The sequence below is a fragment of the Streptomyces sp. NPDC019890 genome (genome assembly GCF_044903445.1).
GTDB lineage: Bacteria > Actinomycetota > Actinomycetes > Streptomycetales > Streptomycetaceae > Streptomyces.
Window position 1 is genome coordinate 135,103 of the sequence record NZ_JBJDQK010000001.1, and the last position, 22,089, is coordinate 157,191.

The following is a 22,089-nucleotide window of genomic DNA, read 5'->3' on the forward strand; positions in this document are numbered from 1 at the left end:
CGTCACAGCATGACGTGCTTGACCTGGGTGTAGTCCAGCAGGCCGGCCAGGGACAGATCGCTGCCGTAGCCGGAGTGCTTGACCCCACCGTGCGGCATCTCCGACACCGTGGTGCCGTGCGTGTTCACCCACACGATCCCGGTATGCAGGGCCCGAGTCGCGCGCATCGCGCGGTCGTGGTCCTTGGTCCATACGCCGGCTGCGAGGCCGAACCGCACCCCGTTGGCGAACCGCAGCGCCTCGTCCTCGTCCGAGAACGGCTGCACGGTGACGACCGGGCCGAAGATCTCCTCCTGCACGATCTCGTCGGACTGGCGGACACCGGCGACCACGGTCGCCTGGTGGAAATATCCGGGCCGCCCGATCCGAGAGCCCCCGGTGACGACCTCGGCGTGATCCGGCAGTCGGCTCAACAGGGCGTCCACAGAGGCTAGTTGAGCAGCGTTGTTGAGCGGGCCGTAGTCTGCGTCCGGCTCACCGGGCGCCGCGGTGCGCAGTTTCTGCGCCCGGGCGGAGAACGCCGCGAGAAACGCATCGTGAATGCGGTGGTGCACCAGCAACCTTGTGGGGGCCGTGCAGTCCTGGCCGGCGTTGTAGTACGCGACCGCGGCGAGGTCCGCCGCCGCCGACTCGATGTCCACATCGTCGTGGACGATGACGGGTGCGTTTCCGCCGAGCTCGAGATGGACGCGCTTGAGGTCCGCCGCCGCGGCGGCCGCGATCTCCCGGCCGGCCCGGACGCTGCCGGTGACCGCGATCAGCCGGACGGCCGGATGGGCGGTGAGTGCCCGGCCGGTGTCCCGGTCGCCGCAGACGACGTTGAGCACGCCCGGCGGCAGGTGTTCGGCGGCGATCCGGGCCAGCAGGGCCGATGAGGAGGGGGTGGTGTCGGCGGGTTTGAGCACGGTCGTGTTCCCGGCCGCGATCGCCGGGGCGATCTTCCACGCCGCCATCATCAAGGGGTAGTTCCACGGGGTGATCTGGGCGCAGACACCGACCGGTTCACGGCGCAGCAGCGAGGTGCGCCCCTCGGTGTACTCGGCAGCGGCGGCGCCGGGCAGGTTCCGGGTGGCTCCCGCGAAGTAGCGCAAGGTATCGGTGATCGCGGGCAGTTCCTCGGTCCGGAAGAGGTCCGCGGGCTTGCCGGTGTCCCCGACCTCGGCGGCCACAAGGTCGTCCGCGTGGGCCTCCACGGCGTCGGCGATGCGCAGCAGCGCGCGCTGCCGTTCCGCCGGAGTGGTCGTGGACCAGCGGTCGTACGCGGCTGCCGCCGCCGCACAGGCTGCGTCGGTGTCGGCCCGTCCGGAGCGCGCTGCGGTGCGGTGCACTGTTCCGGTGGCGGGGTCGGTGAGCTCCATCAACTCGCCCGAGACAGCGGGGAGTTCGGCTCCCGCGATGTGGTTGAGGACCACGGGATACGCAGCGGGCTCAGCCACGGCGCAGCGCCTCCTTCGCCGCGGCGCGGCCGGTGCGTACCGCGCCCTCCATATAGCCGGCCACCCACTGGTCGGAGCCGCAGACATAGAACGGCGGTTCATGGGTGCCGTGCCGGGGGCCGACGGCCATGACGTCGCCGGGGATCCATTGCGTGACGTAGCCCTGGGTCCATGGATCGGTGCCCCACATCCGCAGATACGCGGTGAGCGGCCTCTGGGCCTCGTCGCCGTAGAGGCGGGCGACGTCGCCGAGCAGTTCGGGCACGCGCAGCCGGTCCGGCATGCCGAGCAGTACGCCGTAGCGCTCGGGCGGGATGAGAGCGGAGAGGATGCCCTCGCTCTGCGGCCAGGTGCTGCCGAGGACCCCTTCGCATTCGGAGAGACCACTCAGATCGTGCGCGCGCCAGAAGGGCTTGTCGTACGCCGCGACGAACTTGGCCGCGACCGCCTGGCGCTGCTGGTGCAGCGAGGCGAGCCGTTCTTCGGGTACTCCGGTGACGGTGACCGAGCGGAGCGGGCCGACGGGCAGCGCGCTGACGACGGCACCGGCGGTGAGGGTTTCGCCTCCGGTCAGGCGTACGGTGCAGCCGCCGGGCCGTACGGCGATCGCGTCGACCGGTGTCCCGAGCCGTATGCGCTGACCGAGCCCGTCCGCCATGCGCAGTGCCACGGTCGCCGAACCCTCCGCGACCCGTAGTCCCTCCCAGTCCTCGTAGTCGTAGTGGTCGCCATGCCCGGTGCCGGGGACGGCGGCGTGCTTGCGCAGGGCGGCGAGCAGCGAGGTCCGTTCGTACGAGCCACTGGCCAGGGCGAGTTGGCCGATCTCCCAGAGGCGTACGACGGCGGGGGTCGCGCCCTCGGAGCGCAGCCAGTCGCCGACCGGGATCCGGTCGAGGGCTGCGGCGTCGGGGTGGGACCACGGGTCGTCCGGGTCGACGGTCCGTGCCAGCGCGGTGAACGCCGCGGTGACCCGTTGGTGGCAGGCGTCGTCGCCGGGGCCGAACCAGTGCGGCGGGTCACCGGCGGACATTCCTTCCGGCGTGGCGCGGGCGATGACCCCGGGCTCGGCGACATAGCTGGGGATCAGAGTGAGGCCGAGTTCGGCGGCGAGGGTGAGATACGCGGTGTGGGCGCGGCCCACGACTTCGCCGCCGAGCTGGACGAGCCGGCCGTCGGGCAGTGTGGTCTGCTCGACACGGCCGCCGACGCGTTCGCGGGCCTCGAGGACGAGGACGTGGGCTCCTGCCGCGGCCAGGTCCCGTGCCGCTGCGAGACCGGCGAGTCCGGCGCCGAGCACGATGACATCGTGGTTCATGGGGGCGTTCCTTCGCTGGATCGGCTGCGGGGCGGGCAGTCAGTCGAGGACCAGGCAGTGTTCGGGCTTCCAGCCGATCTCGACGCTCTCGCCGCCGCTCCAGCGGTCCTCCATGCGGGAGCGGTCGGTGTTCTGCTCCAGTACGGAAAGGGTGATGCCGGGGGCGAGTTCGATCAGGTAGGTGGTGGTCGGGCCGGAGTAGACGGTTTCCCGGACGACGCCGTTCACGCGGGTCATGCCGGGTTCGAGGTCGGAGAGCCAGATCTTCTCCGGCCGAATGGACAGGCTGACCCGGCTGCCGTCGCTGACGCCGGCGCGGGGCCCGACAGGGAGTACGGGGCCTTGGTCGACGTGCACCTCACCGGCACGGTAGGTGCCGGGCACGAGGTTGGAGGTGCCCATGAACGAGGCGACGAAGCTGCCGGCCGGACGTTCGTACACGTCCTCAGGGGTGCCGCACTGCTCGACGCGGCCCTCGTTCATCACCGCGACCCGGTCCGACATGGTGAGGGCTTCGTCCTGGTCGTGGGTGACGAACACGAAGGTGATGCCGATCTCCCGCTGGATCTGCTTCAGTTCGACCTGCATCTGGCGGCGGAGTTTGAGGTCGAGCGCGGCCAGCGGCTCGTCGAGGAGCAGGACTTGGGGGCGGTTGACCAGGGCGCGGGCCAGGGCGACGCGCTGGCGCTGGCCGCCGGAGAGGGTGTGGGGCTTGCGGTCGGCCAGGCTGCCGAGCTGTACCCGCTCCAGCATGCTGGCAACGCGTTCGCGTATCTCGGTGCGGCCGACGCCTGCGCGCTTGAGACCGAAGGCGACGTTGTCGGCGACCGAGAGATGGTCGAAGAGGGCGTAACTCTGGAAGACGGTATTGACGTTGCGCTTGTTGGGAGGCAGGGCAGTGACGTCTTCGCCCTTGAGCAGGATGGTGCCGTCGGTGGGGTCGGTGAATCCGCCGATCATCCGCAGCGAGGTGGTCTTTCCGCAGCCGGAGGGGCCGAGGAGGGAGAAGAACTCCCCGGGCGCGATGTCCAGGGTGAGGTCGCGGACGGCGAAGGAGTCGCCGTAGCTCTTGCTGACTGAGTCGAGCCGGACCGCGGGTGCGGTGTGCGTGGCCGCGATGGCGGCCGTGGTGGTCGTCGTGGTCACGGGTGTCACTTCCCGGAGAGGAGGTCGAGGCCGCCGCGACGGCCGAACAGGCGCGGGATGAACAGGGCGAGGGCGATGAGACCGATGGATCCGGCGAGCATCAGGGTGCCGACGGCGTTGATGGTGGGCTGTACGCCGAACCGGATCGCCGAGTAGATGCGGACGGACAGCGGCTGTGGGTCGACGCCGGTGGTGAAGTAGGCGAGGACGAAGTCGTCGAAAACGAGGGCGAAGACGAGTACGGCGGAGGCGAGGATGCTGGGGAGCAGCGCGGGCAGGGTGACCAGGCGCAGCGCCTGCCAGCGGGTGGCTCCGAGATCCATCGCGGCCTCTTCGACCTCTGGGTTGAGGGCGGCGATCCGGGACCGGAGGATGACCGTCACGTAGGAGATGGAGAAGGTGATCTCCGCGAGCATGACGGTGCCGGAGGACAGCGTGATGCCCATGCCCTTGAAGAGCAGCATGGCCGCGACGCCCGTGACGATCTCGGGCGTGATCAGGGGGACGAGCATGATGAGGCCTGCGAGGGAGCCGAGGCGGCTGCGGCAGCGGACCAGGCCGAGTGCCAGTGCCACGCCGAGGATCAGCGAACCGGCCATCGCGACCAGGGACACCCGAAGGCTCATGCCGAGCGAGTCGAGCAGGACATCGTCCTGGAAGAAGGCCGAGTACCAGCGGAGGCTGAAGTCCTTGAAGACGGTGAGGGACTTCTGGGAGTTGAAGGAGAAGAGGACGACGACGCCGATGGGCAGGTAGAGGAGCGCGAAGAACGCGGCCGTGACCGCGACGGCGAAGCGGGGCTTGCGGTCGGTACCGCGGCGGCGCCTGCGGACACGGGAGGCGCGGGTGGCCGGGCTGCTTCCCTTGCGCGTGGCCACGGCGCGGAGCGGGCGGGGGGCGGGGCGGCGCTGAGGTTTGAGGGCCGGGCGCAGAGTCATCGCGTCGCCTCCGCTTCGTCCTTGCGGGCCCGGCGGAGGTAGCCGACCATCCCGAGGAACAGGACCGCCATCATGAGCATGGTGAGTGCCGAGCCGAGCGGCCAGTTCTGGCCCTGGAAGAACTTGTCCTGGATCAGGTTGCCGATCATGATCTGGTCGGGGCCTCCCATCAGCTGGGCACTGACGAAGTCGCCCATGGCGGGCAGGAAGACGAGGACGCAGCCGGCTGCCGCGCCCTGCCGGGTGGCGGGCAGCGTGACGAAGAAGAAGGTCCGCAAGGGACCTCCGTAGAGGTCGCGGCCTGCCTCGATCAGTGAGACGTCCATGCGCTCCAGCGCCGCGTACAGCGGGATGATCATGAACACGATGAAGCCGTAGACCAGCCCGGCGATGACGCCCACGCCGGACTGGAGAATCTTCGTGCCGCTGTCGGCGAGCCCGACGGCGCGCAGTGCCTTGAGCAGGGGGCCGTCGTCGGACAGGACGACGGACCAGCCGTACATCCGGACCAGGTAGTTCGCGAAGAACGGGACGACGATGGCGGCGATCAGGAGGTTCTTGAGGCGTCCGCCGTGCAGGGCGATGGCGTAGGCGACGGGGTAGGCCACGGCCAGACAGATGACGCAGGTGAGCAGTGCATAGCCGAGGGAGCGCAGCAGCACGGCCCGGTAGGCGGGTTCGGCCAGTGCCGTGATGTTCTCGAAGTTGAGTCCGAAGTGCGGATTGCCGAGCGGATCGGTGGTGCCGAGCGCCAGTGCGGCCACCAGGACGAGGGAGGCGATCAGGAAGGCGGACATCCACAGGGTGCCCGGGACCATGAGCCAGGCCCACAGCCGGTTGCCGCCTGCGGAGGGTCCTCTTCGGGGCCGGGGCAGGAGGTGATGTGTACGTCGTTTCATGTCGTCAGCCGGCCTTCACACGGGTCCAGGCGGTGTCGCGGGCCTGTTCGCCCTGCGAGGTGACATTGCGGAAGTAGAGCTCGTCCGTCAGGTCGTCGGCCGAGACCTGGCACTCGGGGAACGGCTCCACGAGCGCGGCGTAAGTTTCCTCGCTGCCGTCGACCGGCATGGGATAGCCGATGTACTCGATGTTCTTCTTCACGTTCTCCGGGCGGAGCATGTAGTCGATGAAGAGCATCGCCGTGCCGGGGTGGCGGGCGTCGGAGGGGATGGCGTAGCAGTCCGAGTTGATCGGAGCCCCTTGCTTCGCGACTTCGAAGCCGAAGATCGAGGGGTCCTTCGCCTGGTTGAGCATGGCGGCCATGTCGCCGCTCCATGCCTGGGTCATGGCCGCGTTGCCGGTGAGCAGGTTGTTGTAGCTGTCGCTGGAGAAGCCGCGCAGATGGGGCCGCAGCGAGCGCAGGGAGTCGGTGATTCGGCCCAGCTCACCATCGACGCTCGTGGAGACGTCGAGGCCGAGCTTGAGCGCCCCCATGCCCAGGACTTCGTCCCGGTCGTCGAGCAGGAACACCTTGCCCTTGGCCCGTGCGTTCCACAGATCGTCCCAGGAGCCTGCCAGGTCGCTGCCGATTTTGTCCTTCCGCCAGCCGATCCCTGTCTTGTACATGGTGAAGGGGACGGTGTGCCGGGCTCCCGGGTCGTACCAGGGATCGGCGAAGTAGTCGTAGTGGCTGAAGATGGCGTCGGCGTTCTTGAGCCGGCCGTGGTCGATGGGGCGCAGCCGGTTTCCTTCGGCCAGCCGCTGGGCCCATTTCGCCGTGGGGAAGATGATGTCGTAGCGGTTGCCGGCGTTGAGCTTGGCGGCCATGCCTTCCATCGAGTCGAAGTTCGACTGGATGACCTTGACCCCGTACTCCTTCTCGAACCCTTCGAAGACGGCCGGGTCGACGAAGTCGGCCCAGTTGAAGTAGACGAGGTCACCGTCGACCTTGACGTCGATGGGTTTGTCCTCGGCCTTCTGCGCGGCGGGGCCGGCGGAGGAGAATCCGCAGCCGGCCGCGGTCAGGCCGAGACCGACGGCCGCGGCGGAGCCGGTGCGCAGGAAGGAGCGGCGGGAGGGGGGAAATGCTTCGGGGGACATACGAGGTCCTCTCCGTGGGGTCCGCGGGGCAACGGACACCTGGTGCGGGCAGGGCGGTCCCAGGCACGCCTCCGCGTGCTGGACCGGGGAGCCGCGGGTCGGTTCGGGGGGACCGACGGCGTACTCGACAGGGGGGTGGCCTTGGCGGTTCGGGCTCCACGCCGGCCGCGAGGGGGGTCAGCTCAGTGCTGCCCGGCGGCCGCGGGGACAGGTTCGGCTCAGGGCTCCACGCCGTCCAGGTCGGCGCGGACGCGGCCGGCGAACCAGCCGACCGCGGACTCGCGCCGGGACAGGGGACCTGGTTCGAAGCCCGGTGTGGTGAGTCCTTTCTGCACACGGGCCACCAGTTCGGCGTCCTCGTCGTTGGTGATCCAGCCGATGTGGATGTTCAGCCGCCGGGCGAGCTTGGTGCGCAGTCCGGTGCCACGGCGGGTGTAGAACGCTCCGGGTACTGCCACCCGGTCCACCGCCGTCGGGATCGCGGTCCAGGCAAGCACATGGTCGGGGTAGAAGTCGATAAGTGTGTTGGGATAGATCACCGCGTACCGCCAGACCCGGCGGTCGGCCTCGGTCAGACCTGGCATGGGAGCAGTGATGCGCTGGTAGAGGCGCTCCGCCCAGTTCGAGGACGGCTTGTCGCGCAGCGGTGAGGCGAACAGCGTGTACGCGTCGCGGATCTCGCAGGTGTAGGCCTGGTAGTCGAGCAGCCGCATCAGCCCGGGGTGGGCGACCGGCACGTGGTAGCCCTCGAGGTAGTTGTCGACGGCGACCTTCCAGTTGGCGTGCTGGACCTCGGCGCCTTCCAGGTCGTGGATCCGGCTGCGGCCGATCGGCACCAGATCGGTTCCCGCGTAGTGGCCGACCGCCTCGGCGAGGCCGGCGCACTGCTTCGCCAGCGGTACGGCGTCCGGGTCGAGGTTGGCGAAGACGAAGCCGAGGAACGACTCGACGCGGACCGGGAACAGCCCGAGCCTGGGTTTGTCCAGGCAGGGGATCTGCCGCGCCTCGGGGGCGCCGACCAGCCGTCCGTCGAGTTTGTAGGTCCAGCCGTGGTACGGGCAGCGGATCGCCTTTCCGGCCGGTTCGGGGGTGGTGACCAGGCGCGTTCCGCGGTGGCGGCAGACATTGAGGTGCGCTGCCAGACTGCCGTCCTCGGTCCGGACCACCAGTACCTCGCGGTCGGCGACCGTGGCGGCGAGCCGGGCGCCGGGTCCGGGCAGGTCGGATTCGTGGCACACGAGCTGCCAGGACCTGGCGAAGATGTGCCGGGTCTCGGCGGCGGCCGTGCCGGCGTCGGTGTAGTAGCGGGCGGGCAGGGCCTGCCCGGGACTGAGGTGGTCCTGAAGTGCGGCGGAGGCTTCGGGTGCTTCTGAGGCCATCGGTGGTGCAGTGGCTTCAGGTGCTTCTGAGGCTTCCAGTGCCATAGGTAGCGCAGAGGTTTCGGGGGCTTCGGGCTGCATCGGCTGACTCCTCCATGCCGCACATGCGGCGATCGGTGTTGAGGCGGCCCAGGGGCTGTCTGCGGGCCGTGGTGAGACACCGGGAAAGCCGCGCTGACTAATTGGTCAGTCAGATTGCTGCCGCGTTTCCGCAGTGTCAAGACTTGTGGACTGACTAATTGATTAGTTAGCGTAGCCCTCATCGCCGCTCCCGGCCTTTCGTCGTATCCCGTCGAACCGGACGCCGGCAGCTTCCCGGGCACCCCCGCCCGGTCCGTACAGCCGAATCCCCGTCGCACGGCACCCCGGTCCCGGCAGTGAGCCACAGTCGGCGCACATCGCACCCCTGGGCACGACCGGCCCGGTCGGGCCGTGACGGCACTCCCATCCCTCCCGGAGGCAGGCATGAGCGGTCGTCGGAGTCTCGTCTGGCTCGGGCTCACTCCCGAACCGGAGCGGGAACTGCCCCCCACTGTCGCCGCCCTGCGCACCCGTGCGCCCGGTGCGGCCGCGGCGCCACCGGAACTGGCGGCCGCCGAGCGCCGCCGCGTGGAGACCTTGATCCTGCACGGCAGCCGGCGCAGCTGGCTGCGCTATCTCGCTGAAGTCACCGATCTGGTGACCGCCGTCGCCGACGGCTCCCGCCCGGGCGACCCCCGGGCCGCCCTGCTCGCCGCAGAGGTGGTGCTCGACCACCACCACATGCTCATCGGCCTTCCGGGACCCGGATACGGCCGGACCGCGGCGGACCGCACAGCCCTCGAGAGCGCGGTGCGCACCCTGCGTACCCATGTAGTGGAAGGAGGCCGGGGATGACCGGGATCCTGTCCCACATACCGGCCCGGACGGGCTCCCTGCTCGGAGCGGCACCGGCCGTCGCGGAGAGCGCCGGGGCATACGCCGCGACGGGCGGCTACCGGGACGCCGTAGGCCCGGACGTGCTGCTGGCCCATATCGCGGCGGCCGGGCTGCGTGGCCGCGGCGGCGCCGGATTTCCCGTCGCCGTGAAGCTGCGGACCGTCCGTGATGCCGGAGGCGCTCCGGTGGTGGTGGCGAACGGGGAAGAGGGCGAGCCCGGCTCGGTCAAGGACCGCTGGCTGCTGCGGGCCCGGCCCCATCTCGTCGTGGACGGCCTCGCCCGCGCCGCCGCGATCACCGGAGCCGTACGGGGCTTCGTCTACCTCTCGGACCCCCAGGCCGGCGCACGCGTCCGCCGGGCCCTCGCCGAGTGCCCGCCGCGGCTGCCGGTCGAGGTGATCGAGACCGGACACGCCTACGTCGCCGGCGAGGAGACCGCGGTCGTACGGAGGATCAACGGCGGACCGGCCCTGCCCACCGCCAAGCCGCCCCGGCCGTTCGAGCGGGGAGTCGAGGACGAGCCGACGCTCGTCTCCAACGTCGAGACGCTGGCCCGCATCGCCCTCATCGCCACCCGGCCCGAGCTGCGCCGCCGGATCGCCCGCGCCACGCTGCTGACGCTGTCCGGCACCCGCGGCACTGAGCTGCTCACCGAAGTTCCGTACGGCTCCACGCTGGCGACGCTGGCCGCGGCGCAGGGCACGCCCGACGCCACCGGGGCGCTCATGGGCGGCCTCTTCGGCGGGCTGATCGGTGGCGAATCGCTCGGCCTCCCGCTGGATCCCGGCGCGCTCACCGCCGCCGGCACGGCGCTGGGCTGCGGAGCCATCCGCTTCCTCGCCCCGGGCGAGTGCCCGGTGGCACTCGCCGCCGACGCCCTGGCCCATCTCGCGGCCGAGAGCTCCCGGCAGTGCGGCGTCTGTGTGTCGGGCACGGCCGCGATCAGCGACACCCTGCACCACCTGGCCGGCGGCACGGCCGGGCCCGACTCCGTCGAACGGCTGCTGAGGTGGTCGTCCGGCCTGCGCGGGCGCGGCGCGTGCGGCCTGCTCGACGCCGCCGCGGGCACCGCCGGAAGCCTCCTGCGCGCCTTCCCCGAATCCGTCCGGGCCCACCTCGGCAGCCCCTGTCCGGCCTGCGACGCCAGCCCTGCCAGCGGCGGCCACCGGCTCTCCGTGCCCGTACCGGACGTCAGGGACGCGCCCCCGTCCGATGCCCCACCGCCCGGCTCCTCCCCCGTGCCCGCGCTGAAAGGAACACCGTGAAACTCCTTCTGGACTCCACACGCTGCCAGGGCTACGGCCTCTGCCAGGAGCACGCCCCCGGCCTCGTCGAGCTCGACGAATGGGGCTACGCGACGGTCGTCGCCGTACCGGTGCCGGACGGCGGCGAAAACGCGGCCCGCGCCTGCGCCGAGGCCTGCCCCAACTCCGCCCTCCAGCTGGAGAAGTGACATGGGACGTGATCTGACCGCTCTCTTCGACCCCAAGTCCGTCGCCGTCGTCGGCGCCAGCAACGACCCGGCGAAGTACGGCCACGCGGTGGCCGCACAGGCGCTGCGCGCCCCCGACCGGCGGCCCGTGCACCTGGTGAACCGGCGCGGCGGTACGGTCCTGGGCCGCGCCGCGGCCACCAGCCTCGCGGAGATCGGCGAACCCGTCGACCTGGTGGTCGTCTCCGTACCCGGCCCCGGTTTTGAGGCCGCCGTCGACGACGCCCTGGCCTGCGGAGCCCGGGCGATCGTCGGCATCACCGCCGGCTTCGCCGAGACGGGCCCGGCCGGACTGGCCCGGCAGCGGGCGATCGCCGATCGCGTCCGCGCCGCCGGAGCGGTTCTGGTCGGCCCCAACTGCCTGGGGATCGCGGACAACACGACCCAGCTGTACCTCGCCTCGGACAGTTTCGCGCCCGGCGACATCGCCCTGCTGAGCCAGAGCGGCAATCTCGCGCTCGAGCTGCAGCTCCGCTGCGCGCCGCACGGCCTCGGCTTCTCACGCTTCGTCTCCCTCGGCAACCAGGCCGATGTCACGCTCGTCGACCTGGTCGAGGACTGTGCGCGGCACGCGCCCACCAGGGCCATCGCCGTGTACGCCGAGGACTTCGGGGACGGCCGCGCCTTCGCCCGGGCGGCGGCCGCGGCAGGCAAGCCGGTCGTACTGCTCACCGCCGGGCGGGGCACCGCCTCGGCCCGCAGCGCCCAGTCGCACACCGGCGCCCTCACCACCTCGTCCGACGTCGTGGCCGCGGCGTGCCGTGACGCCGGGGTGGAACTCGTCGCCACGCCACGGGAGATGACCGTCGTCCTCGCCGCGCTCAATGCCGGCGTGCATACGAGCGGACGGCGTACCGCGGTCTTCACGGACGGCGGAGGTCATGGCGCGATCGCCGCCGACGCCGCCGAGGCCGCCGGTCTCGAGGTGCCCGAACTCCACGCAGCGGTCCAGGAGAAGTTGAGAGACGTGCTGTGGGAGCAGTCCGCGGTCGGTAATCCGGTGGACCTGGCCGGGATGGGCGAGCAGAACCCCGCTTCGTACGCCGACACAGTCGGTGGGCTGCTCGCCACCGACGAGGTCGACGCCGTTCTGATGACGGGCTACTTCGGCGGTTACGCGGCTTCCGACGGCGGCCTCGGCGGCGGTGGTGCGGGCGGCGGTCTCGGCGGCGGTGGATCCGTGCTCGCCGAGGGCGAGTTGCGGGCCGCCCGGGCGATCGTCACGCACCGGAGGGCAATGCCCAAGCCGCTGGTCGTGCAGTCGATGTATCCGCGGTCGACGAGCTGCCAGGTGCTGGTCGACGCCGGGATACCGGTGTTCTCCTGCACCGAGGACGCCGCCCGCGCGCTGGCGGCGATGACGGTCCGCGAGGCGGGCGGTCCGCCCGGTGTCGCCCCGCTGCCACCGGCCGCGGCCCCGTTGCGGGACGCCGGCTACCACGGGGTGCGGGCCCTCCTCAGTGCAGCGGGTGTGCCGTTCCCGTCGGCGCGCGAGGTCACCGATGAGGCCGGGCTGCTCGCCGCGGCAGAGGAGTTCGACGGTCCGTACGTACTCAAAGCCCTGCACGTACTGCACAAGTCCGACGCGGGCGGTGTGGCGCTGCGGCTCGCGGACCGGCACGCGCTCACCGCCGCCTACCGGGACATGCATGCCCGGCTCGGCGCGCCCTCCTACTCGGTCGAGGCGATGGCCGACCTCACGGACGGCGTCGAGCTGATCGTGGGAGTGAACCGCGATCCGCAGTTCGGTCCGGTCGCCATGGTCGGTCTCGGCGGCGTCCTCACGGAGACGCTCCACGATGTCGCCTTCTCCCTGGCGCCCGTCCCGGCCCGCCGGGCCGCGCATCTGCTGCGCGGTCTGCGTACCGCCGCGCTGCTGGGGGGCGTCCGGGGGCGGCCGGCCGTCGATGTGGCGGCCGCGGCGGCCGTCGTCGAGCGCATCACCGCCGTCGCCGCGGCCCACCCGGAGATCGCCGAACTCGAGGTAAACCCGCTGTTGGTCCGCCCGGACGGCGTACTGGCCCTGGACGCCCGCGCCGTACTCGCCTGACGCCCCACTCCCCCTCACCACCGTTTTCGGAGGACACCATGGACTTCCGCTACACACCTGAGCAGGCCGACCTCAAGGCCCGGGCCGCCGCGTATGCGCGGCTTCTGATGCAGTACGAGGACCAGTCGGAGGAGGCGGGCGGTCCGCTGCCCGCCGACACGGTCCGCGAGCTCACCCGCGCCGCGATCGACGCCGGCGTGTACGCGATCAACATGCCGGCCGAGTGGGGCGGGGCCGGGCTGTCCCTGCTCGACCAGGTCATCGTCGAGGAGGAGTTCGGGAAGGTCACCAACTGCCTCTGGGACATCCCGTGGCGGCCTGCCAACGTACTGGCGTACGGCACGGAGGCGCAGCGGGAGAAGTATCTGCTTCCCGTCGTCCGGGGCGAGCGGTTCGACGCGTTCGCGGTGACCGAACCGGGAGCGGGCTCGGACCCCGGCTCGGGCATCAGCACCGCCGATCGCACTATCGGCGGCTGGCTGCTGAACGGCGAGAAGTGGTTCGTGACCTGCGGTGACATCGCCGACTTCCTGCTGGTGCAGGCCGATGCGGGCCCGGAGCGCGCGGCGACTCTGTTCTTCGTGGACAAGCATGCGCCCGGCGTCGAGATGACGCGCGTGCCGCGCTTCATGCACTCCGCGGTGAACGGGCATCCCGAGTTCACCTTCACCGATGTCTTCGTCCCCGACGAGGACGTGCTCGGCGGCGTCGGCAACGGCTACGAGCTGACGAAGGAGTGGTTCACGGACGAGCGGCTGATGATCGCGGCGCGGACGACGGGTGCGGCCGAGCGGGCGCTGGAGCTCGCCCGTAACTGGGCGATCGAGCGCCGCCAGTTCGGCTCCCCCATCGCCGACTTCCAGCTCATCCAGGGCATGCTCGCCGACTGCGCCGTCGACATCGCCGTCAACCGCGCCTACACCCACCAGGTCGCCTGGGAAGCCGATCAGCCGGGCACCGACCGCAAGACCCTGCACGCCAAGGCATCGACGGCGAAACTCGCGGCGAGCGAGGCGGCCGGCCGGGTCATCGACCGGTGCGTCCAGATCTTCGGCGGCCGCGGCTACGACCGCTCGTACCCCGTCGAGCGCATGTACCGCGAACTGCGCGTCGACCGCATCTGGGAAGGCACCTCCGAGATCCAGCGCCTGATCGTGGCCAACGAGCTCATCAAGCGCGGCACCAGGGCACTCGCGCTGCCCGCCTCCTGACTCCCCCGCCCCGCCCCCCGGCACACGTCCGTACCCGACAACTTCGAGGAATGACATGGACTTCCGTCTCACCGCCCGTCAGGAGGAGCTCAAGAGCTCCGCGCGCGGGCTCACCGACTTCATCATGAAGTACGAGCTGGACTGCGAGGAGAACAACGGCCTGCCCCCGCAGGCCCATGCCGAGATCCGCGACGCCGTGCTGGGCAGCGGGCTGCAGGCCGTCAACATGCCCGCGGAGTGGGGCGGCGCCGGCCTCACGATCCTGGAGCAGGCCACCGTCCAGGAGGAGCTCGGCCGGCTCACCGGTGCCCTGTGGGACACGGTGTGGCGGCCGGCGAACGCCCTGCGCTTCTGCACGCCCGAGCAGCGCGAGCGGTACCTCGTCCCCGTCATCCAGGGGCGGCGCCGTGACTGCTACGCGGTGACCGAGCCCGAGGCCGGATCGGATCCGCAGAATCTGAAGACCACCGCGACGCGGACCGGCAGCGGCTGGGTGCTGAACGGCGAGAAGTGGTTCGTCACCGTCGGCGACCACGCGGATTTCATGATTGTGCTGGCCGCTGCCGGTGAGGAGCGGGCCCCGACCCTGTTCCTCGTCGACAAGGAAACGCCGGGCATCGAGATGACCCGCGTGCCGCGCTTCATGCACACCTTCGTCTACGAGCACCCCGAGTTCACGTTCACGAATGTCCATGTCCCCGAGGACGCGGTCCTCGGCGGCATCGGGAACGGGTACGACATCACGCGGTCCTGGTTCACCGAGGAGCGGCTGATGATCGCCGCGCGGACGACGGGTGCGGCCGAGCGGGCGCTGGAGCTCGCCCGTAACTGGGCCGTCGAGCGCCGCCAGTTCGGCTCCCCCATCGCCGACTTCCAGCTCATCCAGGGCATGCTCGCCGACTGCGCCGTCGACATCGCCGTCAACCGCGCCTACACCCACCAGGTCGCCTGGGAGGTGGACGAAGGGCGGGCCGACCGCAAGACCCTGCACGCCAAGGCGGCGATCGCCAAGCTGTCGGCGAGCGAGGCGGCCGGACGGGTCATCGACCGGTGCGTACAGATCTTCGGCGGCCGCGGCTACGACCGCTCCTATCCCGTGGAACGCCTCTACCGCGAACTGCGCGTGGACCGCATCTGGGAAGGCACCTCCGAGATCCAGCGCCTGATCATCGCGGGTGAACTGGTCAAGCGCGGCACGGGTGTTCTGCAGATGCCGTCCGCCGGCTGAAGGCGGGCGGGCCGCCCGGGCCCGGTCCACGCGACCGGTCCGGGCGGGGGCCAGGTGGCCCGCAGCTGCACGACCCGTAAGACCGTCGGAGACAACCGAGGAGAAGCGATGACCGGTATCGAGCGGATCGGGATCGTGGGCTGCGGCCTCATGGGATCCGGTATCGCCGAGGTGTGCGCACGCGCGGGACGAGACGTGATCGTCGTCGAGACGAGCCGCGCGGCAGCGGACGCCGGGCACCGACGCATCACCGGCTCATTCGACCGCGCCACCGCCGCCGGAAAGCTGTCCCCCGAGGACCGGGATGCCGCGCTGGCCCGGATCTCGACGACCACGGACATGGCCCTGATGGCCGACCGGGATCTGGTCGTGGAGGCCGTCGCCGAGGACGAAGCGGCGAAGCTGGAGGTCTTCGCCCTGCTCGACGCGACCGTGAAACGCCAGGACGCAATTCTGGCGTCCAACACCTCCTCCATCCCGGTCATCCGGCTGGCCGCGGCCACGGCGCGCCCGGAACACGTCGTGGGCCTGCACTTCTTCAATCCCGTCCCGGTCCTCCCTCTGGTCGAGCTGGTGCCGTCGCTGCTGACCGGCGAAAGCACCGCACAGCGCGCGGAGGCGTTCGCCTCCGATGTGCTGGGCAAGCAGGTCGTCCGTGCCCGGGACCGCGCCGGGTTCATCGTCAACGCCCTGCTCGTTCCGTACCTGCTGGCCGCAGTACGGATGGTCGAGTCCTGTACGGCGTCGGTCGAGGACATCGACCGGGGCATGACCCTGGGCTGCGCCCATCCGCTCGGTCCGCTCGCCCTGACCGATCTCATCGGACTGGACACCACGCAGGCCATCGCGGAGTCGATGTACGAGGAGTTCCGGGAGCCGCAGTACGCCCCGCCGCCGCTGCTGGCCCGGATGGTCGACGCGGGCCTGCTCGGCCGTAAGTCGGGCCGCGGCTTCCACACGTACCGATGAATCGGCGCAGCGTTGCCCGCGTTTCGCGACGGCTGCGGCCAGGGGCCCGGGGTCCGGAGCCGGCGGAGATACGGGAAGATGGAGAGGCCCGGGGCGGACAGGCGGGCACCGCCGAGCACAGTGGCGGCGATACGGACAGGAGCAGCAACGTGGCCAAGGCCGAACGCACGCTGGAAACGCGTGAGCGGATTCTCTCCGCCGCGTGCGAAGTGATTGCCGAGGTCGGCTTCGAGAAGATCCGTATGCGCATGGTCGCCGAGCACGCCGGCGTATCGACAGCTCTGCTGCACTACCACTTCGAGACCCGCGAGAAGCTCTTCGCGGAAGCGATGACGCACTCCTTCGCCCAGACCGGCACCGAACTCGAACGCGACGCGGACTCCGTCCCGGCCTCGGTCACGCTGGCACGCATCATTCACAGCATGCTGCCCACGGACCCGGAACTCCGGCAGGACTGGAAGCTCTGGCAGGAGCTCTGGGTGCGGGCACTGCGCGACACATCCGCACACCATCTCACCGTGGACCTGTACGACCAGCTCCACACCTGGGTCGCCGAGGCACTGCGGCGGGGAATCGGCACCGGGGAGTTCGCCGACTGCGACATCGACGCCACGAGCACGCTGATTCTCGCTCTGTGCGACGGCTTCGGTATCCGGCTGATGCTGGACGACCCGCGGGTGACCCTCGACGCCGCGCAGGCAGCGATGTGGCAGGCCATTGCCGGAACTCTCGGCACTCCGCCCACGTTCCCGGACATCTGAGCGCGGGCGACACTCGTCGGGTGATGGTCGAACGCGCGCATGCAGTTCGACGCGGCCCCGCGCGGGCGCCGCATGGTCACGAGGCAGCACGCCCACAGCTCAGTCATGCGGTGTCTGCGACGCACCCCCTTGCATCCCGATCAGCCTCGGCAGTCCCACCTGATCGGAGCCGACCTTGCGGTAGATGTCCGACAGCAGCCGGGTCACCACCCGGTCCTGGGCACCCAGCGCCTCGGCGATGCGGGCGTTCGACCAGCCGCGAGCGGCCCATTCGGCCACGGTCCGCTCCTGCGCGGTGAGCGCCTCCGTGGCTGCGGTGCGCAGCTGGAGCGGCCACAGACCGGCTGCGTCCAGCTCCTCGCGGGCCCGTGCGGCGAGTGCGTCGGCCCCGCCCTGCACGGCGCATTCCAGTCCACGGTGAAGCTGCTCGGCGGCGTCCTGCGGCAGCCCGGCACGACGCAGGGCGACGCCGTGGTCCACGAGCGCACACGCCAGGTCGTAGCCGGACGGGGAGCGCTCGAGGTGTACGACGGCCTCGGCCAGCAGGGGGACCCGCTCCGTACCGTGGGTCACCGACGCCACGGCACGGAGCGCCTGCCCGATGGCGGACTGGGTACCGAATCGGCGGGCCCTCTGCAGTCCTTCCGAGGCGAGCTCGAGGGCACGTTCCGGGTCGGAGACTTCCACTGCCTGGGCAAGGTGGAGCTGCCAGGGGCACCAGGCGGGGTTGCGCATGCCGCGCGGTTCGAGCCGCTCGCCGACCCGGACGAGCTGCTGCTCGGCTTCCCGCCGCATGCCCAGGGCCAGCAGCAGCTCGCTGTAGACGGTCTGGGAGTCCGGGTACACCACGGCGCTGGGCACGACCTCGCCGTAGCTGTACGTGGTGGCGAGTTCTTGGGCGTCCTGGATGCGGCCGCGGGCGAGCAGGATCTCGATGAGGATGCCGATGGCGAAGTACTGTGCGGGCACCTGGTGCCCGACCCTGTCCGCGATCCGCAGTCCGCCGCGGACCAGGGTCTCGGCCTCGTCAAGGCGTCCGCGGCGATGGCGGATATAGCCCAGCAGCGTGTAACCGAACGAGAGATGGGCGCCGCGCCAGCCCCTGCTCTCGCATTCCGCGATGCCCCTGTTGAAGAGTTCCTCCGCTCGTCCGGGCTGGTCGCAGTACATGAAGGTGAGAGCGACCAGGACCGGGACCTCGAAACCCCACTGCTCGTCGGTCCACTTGAGGCCCTCGCCGAGGGCTTCTTCCGCGTAGTGGAGCGCGGTGGCCGCAGGCTCGCCGCGCACCATGGCGTCCCAGGCGCGCAGCCCCAGGATGTACCGCTCGGCTATGCCCCGGCCGGTGAGGTGCTCGGCGAGCCGGGCCAGCCTGCGCGAGCGGGCGGGCGAGTCCTGTTCGTCGGCCCGGAAGGCGTTCCACATGAACTGCTCCGCCTGCATGCGCAGCCGCGTCCTTGTGCTGGTGGCCCCGCGGGCAGCTTCGGCAACCGTCTCGGCTGCCTCGGCCATCCGGTCCGAGTGGCCGAGGGCCTGTGCCAGCCGGTAGACGATGGCCTCGCGCAGTGCCGGCTCGAGGACGGGCTCGTCCAGTGCGGCCCGCAGATGGTTGACGGTGGTCGCGGGTTCGGTCAGCAGGGCGGAGCAGCCGAGTTCGAACAGGAGGTCGGCCCGCTCCTCCAGGGCGGGTGGCTCGCGCAGCGCCCGGGCGAGGCAGCGCCGGGCGGCCTCGGGAGCACCTGCCCGCAGGTACTCGCGGGCGGCTTCGCGGAGTGTTCGTACGGCCCAGGGGTCGCTCTCGGGGTGCATCTCCAGCAGGTGCCGGGCAGCCGTGGTGGCGCCCAGGCCCGCGCTCGAGACGATCGCGGCGGCCTGGCCGTGCATGGCGACGCGGAACGCGGCGGGAATCGCCCGGTAGACGGCGGTGGCGACCAGCGGGTGGAAGAACTCCAAGCGGTCGTCGTCGGGAGCGTCCGGAGCTGCGTCGGCAAGAATGCGGACCTCGCGCAGCCGGGCGACGGCGTCGGCGGATTCGGCCTCGCCCAGTCCGCCGACGCTCGCGGCCAGGCTCCGGGATGCCTCGGAGCCCAGCACGGCGGCACTCCAGGCGAACCGGACGGCGGAGGTGCCGAGCCGCTCCAGCCGCTCGACGAGCCCACCGCCCTTCACCGCGGAGGCGAGCTCCCGCAGTTCGGGTACGTGGACGACCTGCGGCTTCAGCCCGCGATCGGCGACCTTGGCGACCAGTTCGACGGTCTCGAACGGGTTCCCTCCGGTGACCGCCCAGGTCTCGCGGCAGAACGCCTCATCGGCTTCCTCACCCAGAGTTTCCCGGACGATGCGGCTGACCCCGCTGGGGGTGAGCGGTACGAGGTCGAAGGGGCGCGATCCAAGGCGTTCGGTCAGCCTGCCGAACGCCACCGCATCGACAGGGAGTTCATCGGAGCGGTAGGCGACGACGAGCAGCATCGGAAGTTCGCTGACCCGCGGCGCGAAGCCGGTGAGCCAGGCCAGCGACTCGGCGTCGGCCCAGTGGGCGTCGTCCAGCATCACCACCAGCGGCGCGTGTTGCACGGCGAAGCGGGTGGCGATCCAGTCCAGGCCGTCCCGCACGCCCTGCGGATCGGGGGAGGCGTTGCCGTTCCCCGCCACCAAGCCCACGGCAGGGGCGACGATGTCATACCAACTGCCCAGTATCTCGCGGTGTTCCTTCTCGGAACCCGCCGCAAGTACGGGCTGGACGAGCTGGCGTACGACATGGAATGCCACGCCCTGCTCCTGCTCTCCTCCGCAGCCGAAGAGCACCGTGCAGCCGCGGGCCACGGCCCTCCTGCGTACCTCGTTGAGGAGTGTGGTCTTGCCGAGTCCGGCCGGCCCGGCTAACGCCACCAAGCCGCCCGTGCAGGGTGGCGCCGACCCTGGTGACGACGCGCCCAGTTCGGTCAACAGGGCATCCAGTGCCGCGAGTTCCGCGTCACGTTCCAGCAGCAGTCGGCGCGGTCGCCCCGGCCGGTCTCCTGTGTAGGCCACATCCGTTCCTTCGGCCGTGTGTCGGTCCCCGAGTATGCGAAGGGTACGCCCGCAGAGACGGTCCGTAGTCCTTTGCGGAGGTCTTGCCCACGGCGACCAATGGATTCTGGTAATACCGGCGACCGCACGGCGGTTCCTCTGCCCCCACCTCCCGATGCGCCTCTCCAGGGGGCGCGTACGCGGTCGCGTACGCCGGTATTACGCCACATGACACCCGTCGCTCACGGTCGTTCGACTGATGCGGCGCCTAGCCTCTTAGCGCGGCGCGAACGCGTCAGACCTGCACCGCCGAGACGGCGGGACACGCCGCGACACCCAGGGGGTGCGTATGGCGAACAGGATGACTTCCGGCCTTCACCCGGTCCCGTCGGACCCGACCCGGCGCACCGCCGCCATCAGGATTCCGTTCCCTGCCCGCTTCAGCCCGCACGCGGAGCGGGCACGGCGACACACACTGCAGTGGCTGCAGGAGCTGGGCCTGCTGAGAGGGGAAGCCGAGACGGCAGAGTACGACGCGCTGCGGCTCGAGCGGCTGATGGCGTATTTCTACCCCGACGCCACAGGCAACGACCTTGAGCTCGCGGCCGACTTCAACGCATGGTTCTTCATCTTCGACGACCAGTTCGACGGTCGGCTGGGGATGCGGCCCGAGGCGATCGAGCATGTGGTTGCCACCCTCGTACGGACCATGACGGCGGAGGGCGTGCCGTTGGTACCCGTCGGGGCGGGCGCACCGCTCGTCCAGGGGTTCCGAGACATCTGGCGCCGGGCCACCGTCGGTACTCCGTACGGCTGGCAGCGTCGGTTCCGTACGCATTGGCAGTCCTACATGGCCGCCCATCAAGGGGAAGCACACCACCGGAATGCGGACCGCCTGCCTTCTCCGGAGCAGTTCCTCACGGTCCGGCGGGACTCCATAGGCGTGCAGCCCTGCCTCGACTTCACCGAGCGGTGTGGCGGATACACCCTGCCGGACGAGTTGCACGGCTCTTCCCCACTCCGGGAGATGCGTGAGATCACCGGTGATGTGGTGATCTTCGTCAACGACATCGTCTCGCTCGCCAAGGAACTGGCCGCCGGGGATGTGAACAACAGCGTCATCGTCCTCCGCGAACAGGAGGGTGGCTCCCTGGAGCGGTCCGTCGAGCAGATCGCCGCCCTGGCCAATGCGCGGACAGCCCGGTTCGCCCAGCTCGCCGCCGCCCTGCCCAGGACGCTGAGCGAACGGGGTGTGCCGCCGGAGGTGCGCGGGCACATCGACCACTATGTGGAGGGCATGGGTCACCTGATGGCGGGCAACCTCGCCTGGTCCCTCGCGACCTCCCGCTACGACGTGGCCGGTATCGCCGCCGTGAGCGCCGGACGGCAACGGCCCTGGGCATACCTCGCCGCGGCGGCCGAGTCCTTGGCCGAACGCGTTACGCGGAACGCGCCGACAGAGAGGTGAGCAGCCTCTTCGGCTACGACGCAGCGGGCTCTGCGTTGCGCGAGCGGGCCTGGGGACGGCACCCTTCGGCGTAGGTGGGACGCCGACGTCGCGGTCACCGTCACGCCGGAATGCATCCCCGCCCGCATGAAGCAGAACCGTCGCCGAAGCGGGGTTTCACCTTGTCGAGGCCGTGCCGCATGCCGCCATGGCCGGGCGAGGCGCAGCGCGGGTCTGCGGCAACTGCGGGCGGTGGATTGAGTAGTTCTACGGATGTCGCAGCGAGTATCGCTCCAAAGCGACGAGTCGGCGACGGCGCCCGGGGCCGCCCCATCGGAGCCGGATGTACCAGGCCCCAGAACACGCTCCAGGGGCCTGGTCATGCCCAGTGCCCAGGCGATCAGGCAGGGGTGATGTTCTCCGCCTGCGGGCCCTTCTGGCCCTGCGTGATGTCGAAGGTGACGGCCTGGCCTTCCTGGAGCTCACGGAAGCCAGTGGAGTTGATGTTGGAGTAGTGGGCGAAGACGTCGGGGCCGCCGCCGTCCTGCGCGATGAAGCCGAAGCCCTTTTCCGAGTTGAACCACTTGACGGTGCCGCTGGCCATATTGGTGCCTCTCAGTCGATGTCGGATCCGCACCGCGCGGACCCGGAGGTGATCGCCCTGGTCCTCAGGCACTGCACAGCAAAACGCCCACGCCGGAGCGCGGGCGGGTACTGCGAACCACGACATCTGCCAGAGACGCTACACGG

General features: G+C 70.6%; 18 protein-coding genes. 9 read left to right on the top strand and 9 right to left on the bottom strand.

Annotated elements, in window-relative coordinates:
- Nucleotides 1-2 precede the first annotated feature (2 nt).
- The 7 genes from ACI2LP_RS00620 to ACI2LP_RS00650 all read right to left on the bottom strand — a co-directional run bounded on the left by ACI2LP_RS00620 (nt 3) and on the right by ACI2LP_RS00650 (nt 8,254).
- Nucleotides 3-1,436: an aminobutyraldehyde dehydrogenase gene (locus ACI2LP_RS00620; RefSeq protein ID WP_404722344.1), complete on the bottom strand. Its 1,434-nt coding sequence runs from the start codon at nt 1,434-1,436 to the stop codon at nt 3-5.
- Entirely contained in the window at nt 1,429-2,751 is a 1,323-nt protein-coding gene (locus tag ACI2LP_RS00625) for a flavin monoamine oxidase family protein (protein WP_404722345.1), read from the bottom strand. Before ACI2LP_RS00625 ends, ACI2LP_RS00620 begins: the two co-directional genes overlap by 8 nt.
- Nucleotides 2,752-2,790: 39 nt before the next feature.
- The gene (locus tag ACI2LP_RS00630; RefSeq protein ID WP_404722346.1) at nt 2,791-3,897 is read right to left on the bottom strand and encodes an ABC transporter ATP-binding protein; all 1,107 of its coding nucleotides are present in this window, start codon (nt 3,895-3,897) and stop codon (nt 2,791-2,793) included.
- 5 nt (nt 3,898-3,902) lie between these two features.
- Complete coding sequence (locus tag ACI2LP_RS00635) at nt 3,903-4,835, bottom strand: ABC transporter permease (protein WP_404722347.1); 933 nt, start codon at nt 4,833-4,835, stop codon at nt 3,903-3,905.
- Entirely contained in the window at nt 4,832-5,734 is a 903-nt protein-coding gene (locus ACI2LP_RS00640; protein WP_404722348.1) for an ABC transporter permease, read from the bottom strand. Before ACI2LP_RS00640 ends, ACI2LP_RS00635 begins: the two co-directional genes overlap by 4 nt.
- A 4-nt stretch (nt 5,735-5,738) precedes the next feature.
- Entirely contained in the window at nt 5,739-6,875 is a 1,137-nt protein-coding gene (locus ACI2LP_RS00645; RefSeq protein ID WP_404722349.1) for a spermidine/putrescine ABC transporter substrate-binding protein, read from the bottom strand.
- A 218-nt stretch (nt 6,876-7,093) separates the two neighbouring features.
- On the bottom strand, nt 7,094-8,254 hold the full coding sequence (locus ACI2LP_RS00650) for an aromatic ring-hydroxylating dioxygenase subunit alpha (RefSeq protein WP_404722350.1): 1,161 nt from the start codon (nt 8,252-8,254) through the stop codon (nt 7,094-7,096).
- Nucleotides 8,255-8,719: 465 nt separating this feature from the next.
- Between ACI2LP_RS00650 and ACI2LP_RS00655 the strand changes: the two genes are divergently transcribed.
- The 8 genes from ACI2LP_RS00655 (at nt 8,720) to ACI2LP_RS00690 (ending at nt 16,883) form a co-directional block, all read left to right on the top strand.
- The gene (locus tag ACI2LP_RS00655) at nt 8,720-9,130 is read left to right on the top strand and encodes a hypothetical protein (RefSeq protein WP_404722351.1); all 411 of its coding nucleotides are present in this window, start codon (nt 8,720-8,722) and stop codon (nt 9,128-9,130) included.
- Nucleotides 9,127-10,437 carry an NADH-ubiquinone oxidoreductase-F iron-sulfur binding region domain-containing protein gene (locus tag ACI2LP_RS00660; RefSeq protein WP_404722352.1) on the top strand — a complete coding sequence of 437 codons (1,311 nt, stop codon included), beginning with the start codon at nt 9,127-9,129 and terminating at the stop codon, nt 10,435-10,437. Before ACI2LP_RS00655 ends, ACI2LP_RS00660 begins: the two co-directional genes overlap by 4 nt.
- Nucleotides 10,434-10,625 carry a ferredoxin gene (locus ACI2LP_RS00665; protein ID WP_404722353.1) on the top strand — a complete coding sequence of 64 codons (192 nt, stop codon included), beginning with the start codon at nt 10,434-10,436 and terminating at the stop codon, nt 10,623-10,625. The genes ACI2LP_RS00660 and ACI2LP_RS00665 overlap by 4 nt, the downstream gene beginning before the upstream one ends.
- A 1-nt stretch (nt 10,626) precedes the next feature.
- Complete coding sequence (locus ACI2LP_RS00670) at nt 10,627-12,714, top strand: acetate--CoA ligase family protein (protein WP_404722354.1); 2,088 nt, start codon at nt 10,627-10,629, stop codon at nt 12,712-12,714.
- Nucleotides 12,715-12,752: 38 nt separating this feature from the next.
- Entirely contained in the window at nt 12,753-13,925 is a 1,173-nt protein-coding gene (locus tag ACI2LP_RS00675; RefSeq protein WP_404722355.1) for an acyl-CoA dehydrogenase family protein, read from the top strand.
- A gap of 55 nt (nt 13,926-13,980) precedes the next feature.
- Nucleotides 13,981-15,153 carry an acyl-CoA dehydrogenase family protein gene (locus ACI2LP_RS00680; RefSeq protein WP_404722356.1) on the top strand — a complete coding sequence of 391 codons (1,173 nt, stop codon included), beginning with the start codon at nt 13,981-13,983 and terminating at the stop codon, nt 15,151-15,153.
- 108 nt (nt 15,154-15,261) lie between these two features.
- Nucleotides 15,262-16,122 (top strand): 3-hydroxybutyryl-CoA dehydrogenase, encoded by an 861-nt coding sequence (locus ACI2LP_RS00685; RefSeq protein WP_404722357.1) that lies wholly within the window; start codon nt 15,262-15,264, stop codon nt 16,120-16,122.
- Between the two features lie 149 nt (nt 16,123-16,271).
- A complete protein-coding gene (locus tag ACI2LP_RS00690) occupies nt 16,272-16,883 on the top strand; it encodes a TetR/AcrR family transcriptional regulator (protein ID WP_404722358.1) in 612 nt (203 codons plus the stop codon).
- Nucleotides 16,884-16,982: 99 nt separating this feature from the next.
- On the opposite strand, the gene ACI2LP_RS00695 is transcribed toward ACI2LP_RS00690, so the two are convergent.
- Nucleotides 16,983-19,913 (bottom strand): ATP-binding protein, encoded by a 2,931-nt coding sequence (locus tag ACI2LP_RS00695; protein WP_404722359.1) that lies wholly within the window; start codon nt 19,911-19,913, stop codon nt 16,983-16,985.
- Between the two features lie 340 nt (nt 19,914-20,253).
- Here ACI2LP_RS00695 and ACI2LP_RS00700 point away from each other — a divergent pair, with 340 nt between their 5' ends.
- Nucleotides 20,254-21,360, top strand: a complete 1,107-nt coding sequence (locus ACI2LP_RS00700; RefSeq protein WP_404722360.1) for an isoafricanol synthase — start codon at nt 20,254-20,256, stop codon at nt 21,358-21,360.
- Between the two features lie 379 nt (nt 21,361-21,739).
- On the opposite strand, the gene ACI2LP_RS00705 is transcribed toward ACI2LP_RS00700, so the two are convergent.
- Nucleotides 21,740-21,943: a cold-shock protein gene (locus tag ACI2LP_RS00705; protein WP_385427059.1), complete on the bottom strand. Its 204-nt coding sequence runs from the start codon at nt 21,941-21,943 to the stop codon at nt 21,740-21,742.
- Between the last annotated feature and the right edge of the window lie 146 nt (nt 21,944-22,089).